This is a genomic window from Pseudomonas agarici (assembly GCF_900109755.1).
Taxonomy (GTDB): domain Bacteria; phylum Pseudomonadota; class Gammaproteobacteria; order Pseudomonadales; family Pseudomonadaceae; genus Aquipseudomonas; species Aquipseudomonas agarici.
The window spans coordinates 88844-103960 of sequence record NZ_FOAR01000011.1; the positions used below are offsets into that span (position 1 = coordinate 88844).

General features: G+C 54.5%; 11 protein-coding genes. 7 read left to right on the top strand and 4 right to left on the bottom strand.

Going from position 1 to position 15117, the window contains the following annotated elements; genetic code table 11:
- Together BMX68_RS12420 and BMX68_RS12425 are read right to left on the bottom strand one after the other, a co-directional pair.
- The gene (locus BMX68_RS12420; RefSeq protein ID WP_017133167.1) at window positions 1-2403 is read right to left on the bottom strand and encodes a hybrid sensor histidine kinase/response regulator; all 2403 of its coding nucleotides are present in this window, start codon (window positions 2401-2403) and stop codon (window positions 1-3) included.
- Window positions 2403-3209, bottom strand: coding sequence for a response regulator transcription factor (locus BMX68_RS12425; RefSeq protein WP_017133168.1), 807 nt, complete (start codon window positions 3207-3209; stop codon window positions 2403-2405). The genes BMX68_RS12420 and BMX68_RS12425 overlap by 1 nt, the downstream gene beginning before the upstream one ends.
- Before the next feature lie 457 nt (window positions 3210-3666).
- On the opposite strand from BMX68_RS12425, the gene BMX68_RS12430 reads away from it, so the two are divergent.
- From BMX68_RS12430 to BMX68_RS12460, 7 genes are all read left to right on the top strand, one after another.
- Window positions 3667-6036, top strand: coding sequence for an AGE family epimerase/isomerase (locus BMX68_RS12430; protein WP_082712641.1), 2370 nt, complete (start codon window positions 3667-3669; stop codon window positions 6034-6036).
- 80 nt (window positions 6037-6116) lie between these two features.
- A complete protein-coding gene (locus BMX68_RS12435; protein ID WP_017133169.1) occupies window positions 6117-7298 on the top strand; it encodes a glycosyltransferase family 4 protein in 1182 nt (393 codons plus the stop codon).
- Window positions 7299-7474: 176 nt separating this feature from the next.
- Window positions 7475-8722 (top strand): glycosyltransferase, encoded by a 1248-nt coding sequence (locus tag BMX68_RS12440; RefSeq protein WP_143063283.1) that lies wholly within the window; start codon window positions 7475-7477, stop codon window positions 8720-8722.
- A 5-nt stretch (window positions 8723-8727) separates the two neighbouring features.
- A complete protein-coding gene (locus BMX68_RS12445) occupies window positions 8728-9549 on the top strand; it encodes an ABC transporter permease (protein WP_017133171.1) in 822 nt (273 codons plus the stop codon).
- A 1-nt stretch (window position 9550) separates the two neighbouring features.
- Complete coding sequence (locus BMX68_RS12450) at window positions 9551-10285, top strand: ABC transporter ATP-binding protein (RefSeq protein ID WP_017133172.1); 735 nt, start codon at window positions 9551-9553, stop codon at window positions 10283-10285.
- Between the two features lie 45 nt (window positions 10286-10330).
- Window positions 10331-11377 carry an FkbM family methyltransferase gene (locus tag BMX68_RS12455; protein ID WP_218145910.1) on the top strand — a complete coding sequence of 349 codons (1047 nt, stop codon included), beginning with the start codon at window positions 10331-10333 and terminating at the stop codon, window positions 11375-11377.
- A 150-nt stretch (window positions 11378-11527) separates the two neighbouring features.
- A complete protein-coding gene (locus tag BMX68_RS12460) occupies window positions 11528-12049 on the top strand; it encodes a DoxX family protein (protein ID WP_017133174.1) in 522 nt (173 codons plus the stop codon).
- A gap of 301 nt (window positions 12050-12350) precedes the next feature.
- Here BMX68_RS12460 and BMX68_RS12465 read toward each other — a convergent pair whose 3' ends face one another.
- Entirely contained in the window at window positions 12351-13715 is a 1365-nt protein-coding gene (locus BMX68_RS12465; protein ID WP_017133175.1) for a short-chain fatty acid transporter, read from the bottom strand.
- Between the two features lie 134 nt (window positions 13716-13849).
- Window positions 13850-15064, bottom strand: coding sequence for a CaiB/BaiF CoA transferase family protein (locus BMX68_RS12470; protein ID WP_017133176.1), 1215 nt, complete (start codon window positions 15062-15064; stop codon window positions 13850-13852).
- Window positions 15065-15117 lie beyond the last annotated feature (53 nt).

A 15117-nucleotide genomic window follows, 5' to 3' on the forward strand; every position in this document is an offset into this window, starting at 1 on the left:
TTATTGCTCCCCTGCCCTGGCGCGCCGCACTGTATCTGAGAGGGTCAGTGCCTTGACGCAAGCCAGTAATTCGCTGCTATCCGCAGGCTTAAGCAATACCGCATCGAATACCAGATCAGCCGGATGATCGTTGGGCCGGCGGGCCGGGACCGCCGAATAGAGCATCACCGGCAAGCTGCACCACCGACCGCGCACGCGTCGCAGCAGTTCCCAACCGCTCATACCGGGCATTATCTGATCGCTGATCAATAGATCGACCTGCTGTTCTCCCAGACCGACCAAAGCCTCTTGTCCGGTCGCCGCAATGCTCACCTCAAAGCCGTAACCGGCCAACAGGTCGTACAGCCATTCGCAGTTCTGCCCGATATCATCGACCAACAGGATATGTTTACCCTGTCCATCAAAGGGCGCGGTATTGTTATCGAGGATGCCGTTCTCCAGCTCCTGTTCTCGCGCATATTTCAACTGGAGACGGAAATTGAAGCGACTGCCGCCCTGCTCCGTGGTCTGCGGTTCCAGCCGGCTGTTCATACGTTCCAGCAATTGAGTGACGATCGACAAGCCCAGCCCGCAGCCTTCGTAGCGTTGCGCATTGCGTCCACGGCGAAACGGCTGAAGTAACTGGTCGAACTCTCCCGGATCAATGCCGATTCCTGTGTCGACTACACCGAAGCACAACTCCACAGTCTCAGGGGTCGCTCCTGGGCAACAAGTCACTTCGAAGCGAATATGTCCGTTGCGCGTGAATTTCGCCGAGTTTGCCAAAAGATTCATCAGTATCTGCCGAAGGCGTTTGAAATCCGCCTGCACAAGTACCGGCAGGTCATCCGACAGAACGACCTCAAAGCTATTGCCCTGGCGCGATGCGAGAAAGCCTGCCTCGTCCTCGATCTCCCGCAGGAAGCCGTACAGATACCCTGGCGCGAGAGCTAGCTGCATCTGCTCCAGCTCTCCCTGGGAGAACTCCAGCATCTCGTCGATCAGCTCCAGTTGCTGGCGAGCATTGCGCTCGATATTGGCCTGATAATCCCGGTTTGGCCCGGCACGCAACAGGCGTGCATAGTCAATGATGCGCACCAGCGGCGAACGCAGGTCATGACTGATCCGAGCCATCAACCCACTGCGTGCCGCCAGCGACTCACGCAACTGCGCGGTGCGCAGTGCCACGGTGCTTTCAAGACGCTCATGCTCGGCTTGTCGTTGTTGTTCCAGGCTGGACAGCGCGTGCTTTTCCCGGCTTCGACTCCAGCTGACTTCCATGATCAATGTACACACCAGCAAAGCCACGCCAGGCAAGGTCGAGGATAAATCGTATTTGTCTTCGGGCGACTGCCAGGGCAACTGATCCAGCCGGAAAAAATATCGAATCGCCAGTTGTAGCAACAGCAGCCCCGAGACCAACCACGCCATCCAGTTGTAGGTCAGCCTTCTTCGCCAGCCAAAAAATAACGTAAGCAGCAACACCCCGTAGAAACTCAAGAGGGACATCTGGACAAAATACGCGCCCTGAACCGAATCGACCTTCAACCACCAAAGCCTACCGAGCGCACAACCCAATAGGGGCACGCCATATATCCACCCCATGATGCCGGGCAACCGAGAGACCTGTAGCAGCACGCGCATATAAGCAAGAAAAAGTGCGAACGTGGCGACACTGGCGAACGTCAGTAACTCTCGCGCCCAGCCGAGCGCGGCGGGCCAAAACACCAGATAGCCGTTTACGATACAAGTCAGCAGAATATAGCCGAGTACCGCGCTCGCATTGACCATCAACAACCGAGAACGCAAAATCCAGCCAACGATGAGACCGCACGGGACGATCAATAAGACAATGCCGAGCGTCAGCCCATCGACCAGATAGGTATGTTGCTGACTTCGAAGAAGCACTCGCTCCGCCCAGAGTTGTGGGCCGAGGAATAGCTGTGAGGTGCTGGTCACCCGGACCAACAGCACGACGGTCTCTCCCGCCGGCAGCGAGACCTGGAAGGCAGGCTGGCGCGCCGCCGGCTGCGGCCATTCGTCCAGGGGATAGGCGCTTCCCGCATGCGAACGGCTCCAGCGCCCGGCGTTCCATTGGTACACCTGGATATCTTCCAGGCGTGGAGCGCCGACCACCAGCCAGCGCAAGCAGCTCATATCGCTCGAATTAGTCAACTGCAGCCGCAACCAAAACGCCGAGTGGCTGTAACCCCGAGTCGGCCAGTCAGTGGTCGTGGCCTTGAAACGCGCGGCGGGAAGCTGCGTAACGTCCTCCAAACTCAGCCTTGCTTGCGGGTCTTCGAAAATCTGCGTAGCAGACAGCACGTTCAGATAATTAGCTTGGCAGAGTGGCACCTGAGCCGCATGCAGAAGGCTGGCGAACAACAAGCCCACCATCAGCAGCAAAGACTGTAACGGCAACACTATGTGCGTCCAGCCAAGTCTTCGTCAGCAACGCCCTGGGCTTGCTGACGGAACTGGCTGGGTGCCATACCTCGTCGCTGTCGGAACGCCGTGGCGAAATTACAGGCACTGCGAAAACCCACCAGTTCGGCGATATCCTGGATGCTCATGGAGCTTTCGGCCAGCAACTCCTGAGCGCGACGCAATCGTGCATCGCCAATGTAGGAGAACACCGTCAGTCCCAGATGCTCGCGGAATATACGAGAGAGGCGTTTCTCATGGGTGCCGACTTTTTGTGCGATTTCAGCCAGCGAGGGCATGTCGTCCAGTTGGTTTCCAATCAGGCGCATCGCCGCACGTAGAACGATCTCATCACCTTCCAATGCCGGATCTGTCGGGTCGCACTGGCGGGCCGGTCGTTCGCGCCAAGTCAATTGCAGATGGATACGGATGCGCGCCAGCACCTCCTCGGGTTCGCAGGACTTCGATATATAGTCGACCCCGCCCAATGTCAGCCCTTCCAGACGCTCGACAGAGCTGTTCGCCGAAGACAAGAAGAGGATGGGTGTTTGCCGGGTAGCCGGTGCCTCGCGCAATAGCCGACACAGGCTGAAACCGTCCATCTGCGGCATATAGACATCCAGAACGATCAAGTCCGGACGCAATGCCAACGCCCGCTGATAGCCTTGGCTGGCATCACAGGCCACCGAAAGGCGCCATGATTGCGTCTTTAGCAGAATGAGCGTCGCGCGGATATCTTCCGGGTTGTCGTCGATAAGCAGAATATGTGGCAGCGGGTCGGATAACGCAGCTGCATGCCCCACCATAGCCGGCCGCCTTTCGTATCGCCCGTCATCCATTAGCTAAATTCTCTTAGTATTTTTCTTGTCAAGATGTCATGAGCCTCTGGCGCCGATGGCGACATCTATCTACATGCCGTCGGTGAACCGAACGGCATTGAGTCAGACCTTAGCGCCGCCGATTTTTTATTTTCTGTCCTCTCCAACAAAAGCTCCGTCAGCTATCCCAAAGACCTGGGCAAATTTTCGCGATGATAATACGCCCCTGCCAACTTGCGTCACAAAACTCCATCCACTGAATGATAACGCCAAGTGGCAGGCAAATAAGGGGCATAGCTTGTCAATGGAGGGCACTCGGTTTGGTGGGTTCACCTGGGTGTCCGGTCCAGGGACTGAAGATCAAGTGGCTCGATACCTCGGGACGGAAAAAGGGCGACAACCATTATCCCGACTCCTTCTCAACTAATTTGATTGCTGTATAAAAATGACCCAACAAGCAACGATCATCAGCTTTGTCATGAGCGGCGGGGTGGGCTCACGTCTGTGGCCTTTATCGCGTGAAGACTTCCCTAAACAGTTTCACAACCTGTCCGGCCAGGGCTCCATGCTTTTGCGCACGGTCAAACGTATGAGTGCACGAGAAGGCGATACCTGCGTTCCGGTTTATCTACTCACCTCAGAACGTCATGCGGAGCGCATCAGCCGAGACCTTTGCGGCGTCGACTTGTCGGGCGGGCGAGCGATTTTCGAGCCGATAGGACGTAACACGGCTGCCGCCATTGTGTTGGCAACAGAGACGACGCTGCGCGAACATGGCGATGATCTGGTGCTCGTCGTTCCGTCCGATCACGAAATTACCACGGATCGCGGTTTCTGGAACACTGTAGAAGCCGGCACAGACGCGGCCATGGCCGGTCGTATCGTGGTCTTCGGCGTCCAACCGGACAGGCCAGAAACCGGTTATGGTTATATTGAGGTGGGTCCGCAGAACGGAAACATCCGTGACGTTATAAAGTTCGTGGAAAAACCCAATGAGGAAACTGCGGCCCAGTACCTCGCCTCCAAGAATTTCCTCTGGAATTCCGGCATCTTTCTTTTCCGTGCCAGCACGATGCGCGATGCGTTCCGGGCGCATGCGCCGAAGATCTGGGATGGGGCCGTGGCAGCGCTCGACGAAGCGACAAGCAACGTCTGTGGAACCTATCTGCCACATAATCTCTATGCGCAGGTGGCGGCCATTTCCTTCGACTACGCCATCATGGAATATGCGCAAGACATTGCGCTGGTTCCGGCACGTTTTCGCTGGAACGATCTCGGATCGTGGCAATCGCTGCTCGAAGTCAGCGCCACCGACAGCAACGGTAATGTGATCGTTGGCGATGTCGTCGCCATCGATTGCGAGAACAGCTATTTGCGCAGCGATGGTCGCCTGCTTTCCGCCATCGGCCTTCGCGATCTCGCTGTCGTGTCGACCTGCGATGCAACATTCATTGCGCCTGTCACCGAAAGTCAGAATGTTCGCAAGATCGTCGAGCAGTTGGAGAAAACCGGCCGCCTTGAAACCCAGTTCACACCGGCGCAGGACCGCCTGCCGCTAATCGGTGCCTATGAGAAGCGGGTTCGCCATTGGCTGTTCGAGGAAACATTGCCGCTTTGGTCGACGGTCGGTGTCGACCGCCGCTACGGCGGCTTCCACGAGGCACTGACTTTCGATGCCACCCCCATCACCAGACCCAAGCGGATGCGCACCACGGCGCGGCAGATCTACGCCTTCGCAGTGGCGCATGAAATGGGCTGGGACGGACCGGCCAATGATCTGATCGATCACGGTATACAGTTCATCACGGCCAATGGCCGGACGGATCGTGGCGGCTGGATCAAGACATTCAATCCTGATGGTACGGTCCTCGATGGGACAGAAGATGCCTATGATCAATCCTGCGTGCTTTTGGCACTGGCACATGCCCATCGGGCGGGCCATCCGCAGGCGCTCGATCTTGCCACGCAAACCTTTACCTTCCTCGACCAGTATCTTGCCGATTCCAAGCTGCGGGGTTTTCTGGAAGTACCGGGGGATACCGGCCTACGTCGATCCAATCCACATATGCATCTACTTGAGTCGTTCCTGGCCTGGTACGACGTAACGGGGAACCGGGATTATCTTCAGCAGGCCGCACGAATTGTCGATTTGTTCCGCCAGCACCTCTTCGATGCAGAGACGTGGACACTCGGCGAGTATTTTACCGACGATTGGGAGCGCGCACCGGGCGAAAAAGGCGAGTGGACGGAGCCTGGACATCATTTTGAATGGGCCCATCTTTTGTCTAGTTTTGCCGCGGCATCCGGTCAGAAAGATGTCATCCGCCACGCACGCAAACTGTATGCCTCAGCCATTGCCAACGGCCTGAACCGCACCACGGAACTCGCCTATGGCGCTGTTTCTCGCCATGGCCTGGCGCTTGATACCCAATCGCGTAGTTGGCCCCAGACCGAGGCTGTGAGGGCAGCTATTGCACTCGATGGCAATGGAGGACCCGATCTCAAGCCAGAAGTCGAGGCGCGGGTGGGGCGTCTATTCCGCTGGCATATCGAACAAGCCCCGCGGGGTCTGTGGATTGACGTGATCGATGAAAAGGGCAGACCCAGGGCCGAAGACGTACCCGCCTCGATCTTCTATCACCTCGTCAGCGCTCTTACGCAATATCTCGATTATGTCGCAGCAACTCAACGCCGGTCGCTGAAATGTCGCGCCCCCTTCGACAAACACATGATCAGGGCGGTTCAAGGGCCATCGCAAGCCGGAAAGACCCGGGATCCACGCGCCCAACCAATCTCTCTCGCGACGCCTCCCTGAGCCTATGCGAGGGAAACCAGGCACAACGGATATACCCTTCGAAAAAGTCGCTCGCCATTCGAGGCCAGCACAGGAGCGTTATGCGGATTCTGCATTTCTATAAGACCTATTGGCCGGATACTTTTGGCGGTATCGAACGTGCGATCCACGCTATTGCCAGAGGAGCCGCGAATTACGGCATAAAATCCGATGTGCTTTCCCTGAGCAGAAATCCCGAAAACGCCACCATCGAGTTTGGCGGTCATATAGCTTATAAGTCAAAGCTTGATTTTGAATTCGCCTCCACCGGCTTTTCGCGGGAAGTGATCACACATTTTCGTGAATTGGCCTCAAAGGCGGACATCATTCATTATCATTTTCCCTGGCCCATGATGGACATCGTTCACCTAACTTCCCCTCCCGGCAAGCCGACAGTGGTCACTTATCATTCGGATATCGTCAAGCAAAAATTTTTGTTGCGGATTTATACGATACTGATGCATCGGTTCTTATCAAGCGTTGACCGTATTGTCGCGACATCACCTCGCTATATCGAAACGAGCCTGGTGCTGCAGCGTTACAAATCAAAGACAACGGTTATACCCCTTGGACTGGATGAGGCCGACTATCCTCCATCAACGTTAGAAGAAAAAGAAACATGGCGCTCTCGATTTCCGAGGCCGTTTTTTCTCTTTGTTGGCGTGCTTCGCTATTACAAGGGCCTGCACATCCTCTTGGAGGCTGCAGCAAGGATTGATTCTGACGTGGTTATAGTTGGAAACGGGCCGATGGAAAAGGATCTGAAGAGACGCACCGCGACACTCGGCCTGAAAAATGTACACTTTGTAGGTGCGCTTTCCGATCGAGAAAAGACCGCATTGCTTGAACAATGTAGCGCATTTGTCTTCCCGTCAAACAGGCGTTCGGAAGCCTTTGGCCTCTCGTTAGTTGAAGCTGCCATGTTCGGTAAACCAATGATCACCTGCGAAATAGGTACAGGTACCAGCTTCGTAAACCTGGAGGGAGAAACGGGCCTGGTGGTCAAGGCCAATGATGTCCAGGCTCTCGCCGATGCCATAAATAGACTGGCTCACGAGACGATTGAGTCGGAACGTTTTGGCAAGGCCGCTCGCCGCCGCTTCGAAGAGACCTTTTCGGGAACGATTATGGGTCGCGCATACGCCGAAATGTACCGAGAAATGATGTCTGGGGGAAAACCAGGAGAGTTAACAATGCCTGCCGACGGTCATCTATCGCGTCAGCAAAGATTGGCATCAACATGAACTGTGCCGAAGACCAGGTGCCCACCCTCACTGAAGGCCCGTACTCCAATTCACCAAATTTGAATGCCTTGATGGCTTCATTACATCGGACGCTCAAAAAGTCATCGTTCTGAATCCGACAGACCTTTGCTCATCGGTCTATGCAATGCTGCAGCCATTCGTCTGCGGGGAGCTTTATGGAATATTTAGATATAAAATCGCGGTTTGATCAAACAGTGAAATTACCAAAATTATTGATCGTTTCCAGTTATCGCCGTGCGTGTGGAATAGCCCAATACGTTGAGTTCCTGGAACTGCCTTTGCGTCAACAGAATGACTTCGATGTAGAAATCGCGTCATTGCCTGTTGATCTTCTCAGATCCCAATCCCCCTATGCAAAACGCGCGGCGCGAGCTGAATTTAATATTCTCCTGCAAAAAATTGAGAGCGCCGATATTATTAACATTCAATTCGAACCCGGTCTTCTGGGTTTCGTGCCAACGCAGATTTGGAGCAATCTAAACGCCATAATTCGAAAGAGTAAAAAGGTGATCATTACTTACCATACAGTCCCTTCTTTTGACAGCCCAAGGTTCCATTTCAGCCGGCAGGGCATGGTCGATTATTTGCGGGCGTGGCGAGGTAACTACGTATTTAATAGGTTATTTGCAAAATTCCGCAGAAACCCTGGAAAATTTCATCACATTGTTCAAACTGCGCGTGAAGCAAAGAACTTTACATTGCTCGGCGTCCGGAAAGACAACATTACACACCAACCGCTTGCTTTCATCAGCAAGGGCGTTAGAGAACACATGAGTCATGATGCTGCCAAAATAAAAATCCTGGCGCAGATGAACATCGGCAGCGGTGCTACATTAGTCGGTTGCTTCGGATTTTTATCACCCTACAAGGGAATCGAAATCGCAATTAAAGCCTTGAGCGCATTGCCAAGCCACTATCATTTACTTGTAGTGGGCGGTCTGCACCCCGAGGGAGTCGACAGAGGAAGCGTTGAACGGCCCTATATCCAGAAACTGCTCAAGGTGATCAAAAAACATCAAGGGTTGAGCAAGCGAGTGCATTTTTGCGGTGCGCTTGGAAATGAAGAGTTCAATCAGGTGATGTTAGCGTGCGACGCCGTGGTACTTCCATATGCAGAGGTGGGTCAGACGTCATCAGGACCCGCGGCTCTGGCACTTGATATGTTGCGCCCCTTATATTGTTCACGCACGAAGTGTTTCGGCGAACTGGATCGGTATCAGCCCGGCGCGATTTCCTTTTTTGAAATCGGAAATCATATGGAGTTGGCGGAAAAATTGTTGCTGACCGACGGTGATCGAGCCGATCGCATTAATGCTCGAAAAAACTATCTTGAAAAATTTAGCGTCGAGCATCGCTCAGCAAGTTACATTGCTGCGGCGAGGCGACTGATAAAGGAGAACTAAACCCCATGCTAAAGCGCAATCAATGGCGATGGGTTGAACGTGATTTTTTTACAGACATACATGTTCTCGTATCACAACGAAAGCTGGCATGGCAGCTTTATCTGGCGGATATTGCGGAAAACAAACGCAATTCGGGGTTGGGGCTCATCGCCCCCTTCATCTCGGTATTGATCCACGTTCTCCTTTTGGGATCAGTTATGGGGCTCGTTTTCAACGAGCCCTTGGAAAAATTCATTCCATTTTTCGCCGTATCGTTTTCCATCTGGCAAGGTATTTCGATTTTCGTTTCAGACATATCCTATTCCAACGACAAGGCCATGCGTTACATATCGTTCCCCAACATTTCTGGCTTCATAAGCAATCTCTCTTCAACTTACGAATTTGTAGTTGCCTTGCTGTTGAAAATCTGCGGATCGTTTGTAATTATTCTTTTTGCGAACTCGACAACTATATTCAATGCTAGTTACTTAGCGTTTGCCGTAGGTCTATTTCTGCTAACGCTGGTTTTGCTCACTTGGTCCCTTCCCCTAGCCTATCTCTTCGACAGGGTGAGGATCCTTCGGGGTTTTTTACCTCAAATCCTATTTGCGATATACCTAGTGACTCCGATTCTTTGGGCACCCGATCGCCTTGAGTCTCACAGATGGCTGGTCGACTTTAATCCAATTTATCACCTCATAGAGCTGGCTCGATCCCCTATTATTGATGGAAACTTTCCCCTTACCTCGATCTTGATTAGCGTCGGTTTGATCGCGATGGGGTTCACTGTGTCGTATCTTCTTTTTCCGGCAAATCGCTGTCTTGTTGTCTACAGATGGATGTCTTAGCATGGATATCGTAATTCGGATTTGTAACGCCACTGTCGAAATTCCTTTGAGGGGAGTCAAGGAAGAGGTCGTTGGCACAGATCCTCGGATAATCCGCCGACGCAATGGGTCCATCGTCCTGAGGGCATTGGAAAACATATCCCTTGAGGTCCGCCGGGGTGAACGCATTGGCATTGTCGGTGGAAACGGTAACGGAAAGACCACTCTTCTCAAATTAATAGGAGGGATGCTACCGACAGTATCGGGCACGGTGGAGGTTTATGGATCTATACGTACTCTGCTTACCATCGGTGCGGGTACGGTGCCGGCGCTGACTGGAAGGCAGAATGTAAAGATGCGCTATGCCCTTCTTGGGATTAAAAGCATCACGGAATCGGAATATGTTTCCGACGTTGAAGCGTTCTCCGATATCGGTGCGTTCTTTGACATGCCCATGGGAACCTACTCCCCTGGCATGTACAGTCGCCTGCAATTTGCCATGAGCACGGTGGAGCCGGCAGATATTCTCCTGTTAGATGAATGGATTGGTGTTGCTGACCAGGCATTCCAAGATAAGGCAAATGATCGTCTTGAACACTATATTCAAAGAAATGAAGGCTTTCTATTTGCCTCACATAATGAAGAACTGCTGAAACGTATGACAAGTCGCACTATCCGTCTTATCAACGGTAGATTGGAAGACAATCAAGATCCTGAATTATATCTGCGAAAAATTAAACATCGCAGAAACGTTTGATCGCGCATTTTATAGATTAATCGACAAGAGATGAGGGGAAGGATTTTGGTCGACAATCGGATAAAAACATTAATTAAAGGTATAAAGAACACAGCGAAATTTGCGATACGCGGACGGAATGTCATCACAAATATGACCCTTCCCGCTCGAAAGATTAATCGCAACCTGAACGAAATACATTCGAACCCCTCAAGCGATCACAGCGTTTCTTACCTGGGGCGGGATCTCTGCCTGGTTAGAACCCGATGGGGAGGACACGTCGTCGTACCGTCCTATAATGTTGACGTTGCAATAGGGATCATTCGTGATGGCGTGCATGAACCTTGGACAACTCGGCTAGTGCAAGAGACGCTGAAACTCGGCGACACCTATGTCAACGTAGGCGCAAACTTCGGGTACTACACCAGCCTTGGCGGCTTAATTGTCGGCAACAAGGGCAAGGTCTTTTCATTCGAAGCAAATCCGGCAGTCTTTGCCACTTTGCTAAAAACGATAATGTATGCGGGCATTCCCGATCGAACGACTGCGTTCAATCGTGCCGTTTATCGAGAAACAGGAGAAGAATTGGGATTTGTGTTTGATTATCAGTTCGCCGGTGGAGGTCACCTGGAACTCAATGTAACAGAACAACCGAGCTCTGCAGACCCATTTTGGTCAAAAGACTCTGTACCGTCTATTCTCGATCATAACGGTCAGTGGCTTCCCGGCAAAGGAATCATGAATAAAGTCAACGCCAAGACATTGGCCTTGGACGATATCATAGGCACAAAGCAAGTTGATCTGCTTCATTGTGATGTCGAAGCAGCTGAGCCGTATGTCATAGCGGGAGCACAAGCTATGATCAGGCATTCTCCTCGATTAAGAATCATTTTCGAATGGTCAAGCTACAGCTTCGACCACGGTACTGAGGAATATCGGCAAGCGGTAAATGATATGTGGGAACTGTTGAAATCTGAAGGTTTTTCCATTCGCCGGCTTATGCCATTTCTTCACCCGGATGGGGCCATTCAGCTATCCGAGCCACTGACTTACGCAGATTTTATTGCCGGGGAGCACGGTGACTATTTTGCTGAACGACCTGCGCAAAAATGAATACGCGTAGGGTGAAGGCCGGCGAAAGCAGACAAGCCAGCGCGGTTGCGGATTGCCGACAACGCAGGCCAGGGGGTGTGGCGTCGAAATTGACTAAGAGAACTAACCACACAGACCACTAGCAACACAGGACATTAGGAACCAGGACTCATGATAACAACCAAAAAGATTCGCAGCATCCTAAGCACTTCACAGGGTCAACCGATTCTCAAGCTACAACCCGCGACGCTAGGTGGTGCTCTTGCCCTCGATCTTCTTTCGCTGGGCAGCCGTGTCGCATTGGGTGGCTCGTTCCTGTTATCGGCCTGCGATCGGCTCGGGCTCTACGGCAATCCGGGAGATCGCGGAGTTTCCTGGGGTACATTCGAGCGATTTCTGGGCTATGCGGCCAAAGTCAATGCGTTTGCACCGGCATCGACGATCGCCTTTCTCGGCTTTGCCTCGACGGTGCTGGAACTCCTATTTGGCGTTGCGCTGATACTCGGACTCGCGCAGCGGTGGGCGGCCTTCGGCAGCGCAGGTCTGCTCTTGCTGTTCGGTGCAGCCATGGCGATCTCGTTTGGGATCAAGTCGCCATTCGACTACTCCGTACCCTCCGCGATGTTCTGCGCCCTATTTCTGGGCCTCGCTGGCTCGAATCGATGGACCCTCGACTCTTTTTTTGGCCGATGAATCCAGTATCCAGTCGCTGGAGTTACGGGCAGAAGCCGTTGCGCTCCCAGTAAAGAATTTTCACCCGGTTACGGTAGCGATTCAGAAAAACTTGGGAGCGCGGCTGACAACAAATATCGGCTTGGAATAGAGTCTCGTGGAGCACTGAGGTATGAAAAGGCTCAGCTGTAGACTTCGCCGACGCCAGGACCTCGACGGTGATGGCGATACACACCGGGGATCGCCTCATCACCAATCGCACCGGCCGCAAGCTTCGACTTCGTAGCCGCCAGGGCGCCGCACAACTTCCTCCTGCGCCCCGCTACAAAAGAAGTAGCAACGCCGCACCATAAACGACGGCACCGACCAGGAACGTCGCGAACGTAAAGCCCAGCACGCGCTGAACTCCTACCCCGGCCATCGCCACTACCGGCGCCGCCCAGAAAGGCTGCAGCATGTTGGAAACCTGCTCGCCCATGGCCACGGCCATGGTAGTTCCCGGCAAGGAGGCATGCAGTGTGACCGCGGCGGGAATCACGAAAGGCCCCTGCACCGCCCAATGACCGCCACCGCTGGGAATCAGAAACGTCACCACCAGCGAGCAGACGTAGCTCCAGAACGGCAGTGTGTGCTCGTTGGAAATGGCGACGAAGGAATTGGCGATCACTCCTGGCAACCCGGTAGCTTCCATGATCCCCATCAGGCCGCCGTACAGCGGGTATTGCAGCATCATCGAGCCGCTCTGCCTGGCGGCGTTCTTCACCGCATTGGCATAGGCCAACGGATAGCGATGCAGCAGGATACCCGCGGTGAACATCACGAAAATCACCGCGTTGACGCCGGTGAACTGCAAGTGGCCAAAGTAGGCAAAGACCATCACCGCGATGCCGCCAGCGCCCATCAACACACTACCAAGCCACGAGTACTCCAGGCGTTGGGCGAACGTCCATGGCCCCTCGGGCTTACGTTCCGGTACCGGGTCCGGGTGCTTGCTGATATCCAGTGCGACAACATCGTCACCCCGTGGACGCAATACGGCCATCACGAACGGGATGACGAGTAGCATCACCAGGGTGGGCACCATATTGAACGGCGCAAACACCATCTCGCCCACCCCCAATACCTGTCCGGTGACTTTTTCCACCACGTTCATCGGGCTGCCGGCCGTGGACTGCGCCAACACGATCGAACTGGAGAGGCCACCGGCCCAGACTACCCAGCCGGAAAATCCCGCCGCGACGATCCAGGCGAAATCGACCTGCATACGCTTGGCGATTTCACGCGCCAGCAGGGCACTCATCACCAAACCAAAACCCCAGTTGAAAAACGAAGTCACCGCGACGCTGACGAAAATCAGCGCGCCGGCCTGTGCCGGAGTGCGTGCCAAACCGATCAGCCGAGTGAAGAAGCGCTGCACGATAGGCGCGTGGGCCAATGCGTGCCCCAGCACCAGCACCAACGTGATCTGCAAGGCAAAGGTGAAAATATTGAAAAAGCCTTTGTACCAACCGGACAACACATTGCTGACGGACGCCTGCGGCCCCCAGATCAGTGCCGCGAGGGCGATCACAAAGGTCAGGAAGATCGCTAATACGAACGGGTCGGGAATGGTCCGTTCGAACACGCGGATCGTGTTGTCCGTCAGCCGGGTACGCAGGCTGCGAGGTGTGTTGAGCGCCACGGTCATTTGGCCATCCTCCACGTGTGGAGGACTAACGCGCAGTGTTGCACCAGGTCGTTTGGCATGAAGAAAATCCTATTGTGATTGTTATGGATGGAACAGCCAGGGCGCTCAACGCACCCGTTCATGCAGGGTTCGGCTTACAGCAATGCGCCACAGTCACGCAGCCCGCTGATTTGTTCATCGGTGAATCCATGGGCGCGCAGAACCCGATCCGAATCCTGGCCGAAGGTCGGCGCCGCGAACGGCTGCGGGCCAGGGGTGCGGCCATAATGAATGGGCCGGGTGAAGCCGCGATAATGCCCTACCACCGGGTGCTGATAATCGGCGATCAAGTCCTCCGCCTGGCATTGCGGATGATCGAACATGCCCTCGATCCGACGCGCCGCGGCGCAGGGCACCGCATCGCCAAATTCTATTTCCCATTCCAGCGCGGTACGTGCCTGCAAGCTGGCATGCAATTGCGGAACGATCACCGCGTGGTGCTCGGCGCGTTTGCGCACGCTGTCATAGCGTGCATCGAGCAGGTTCAACAGGCCGGTCTTCTCGCACAACGCCTGCCAGAAATGCGGGGTGTTGGCCGAGAGGTACAAGTGCCCTTCCCGCGTCGGATGAATACCGGTAATGCCACCGGAGCGCATGTCGCGATCCATTTTGGCCGGTTCGCCCTCAGCCCAGATCAGCCGCGCCGATTGCATGGTCAAGGCACTACGCAACAAGGACACGCCGACATACTGGCCTTCCCCGGTTTTTTCTCGCTCGTACAAAGCCGACGATACCCCCCCGGCGACCAGCGCGGCGGCATAGTAATCAACCACCGAGCCATACAGCACTTCCGGCGGACCGCCTGGTTTGCCTTGCGCGGCGCACATGCCGGTCATGGTTTGCAGCACCTGATCGTATCCGGCCTTGTCTTTGAGCGGACCGCTTTCGCCATAACCGGTGACGGCGCAATAGATCAGGCGCGGGTTGAGCGCCTTGAGTTGCTCGTAACCGATCCCCAGCCGGTCCGGCACGCGGGGGCGAAAGTTGTGCACCAGCACGTCAGCTTCACGTACCAAGGCCCGCAGCGTCTCCAGGCCCTCAGGGCGTTTGAGGTCGAGCACAACCCCTAGCTTGCTGCGGTTGACGCCGAGGAAGGCACGGCTTTCGCTGGACAGGGTCGAGGGGTATTTGCGCAAGTTGTCGCCGGTGGGCGGTTCGATCTTAATGACTTCGGCGCCCTGGTCGGCCAGCAACGAGCAGCCATAAGGTCCGGCGATATAAGCGCTCAGGTCCAACACCTTGATCCCACTCAAGGGGCCAACGGATCCCGAGTGTTCGAGGCGTGACGCGGGGGTGAGGCGCTCACTCATGAAAATATCTCCGCTGTACTGCTTAATTCGTATGGCGTCAGTCGTTTCGCTGG

Coding starts and splice junctions, on each gene's coding strand:
- BMX68_RS12425 (WP_017133168.1), bottom strand. CDS start 3,209: ATGGTGGGGCATGCAGCTGCGTTATCCGACCCGCTGCCACATATTCTG.
- BMX68_RS12430 (WP_082712641.1), top strand. CDS start 3,667: ATGACCCAACAAGCAACGATCATCAGCTTTGTCATGAGCGGCGGGGTG.
- BMX68_RS12435 (WP_017133169.1), top strand. CDS start 6,117: ATGCGGATTCTGCATTTCTATAAGACCTATTGGCCGGATACTTTTGGC.
- BMX68_RS12440 (WP_143063283.1), top strand. CDS start 7,475: ATGGAATATTTAGATATAAAATCGCGGTTTGATCAAACAGTGAAATTA.
- BMX68_RS12445 (WP_017133171.1), top strand. CDS start 8,728: ATGCTAAAGCGCAATCAATGGCGATGGGTTGAACGTGATTTTTTTACA.
- BMX68_RS12450 (WP_017133172.1), top strand. CDS start 9,551: ATGGATATCGTAATTCGGATTTGTAACGCCACTGTCGAAATTCCTTTG.
- BMX68_RS12460 (WP_017133174.1), top strand. CDS start 11,528: ATGATAACAACCAAAAAGATTCGCAGCATCCTAAGCACTTCACAGGGT.
- BMX68_RS12465 (WP_017133175.1), bottom strand. CDS start 13,715: ATGACCGTGGCGCTCAACACACCTCGCAGCCTGCGTACCCGGCTGACG.
- BMX68_RS12470 (WP_017133176.1), bottom strand. CDS start 15,064: ATGAGTGAGCGCCTCACCCCCGCGTCACGCCTCGAACACTCGGGATCC.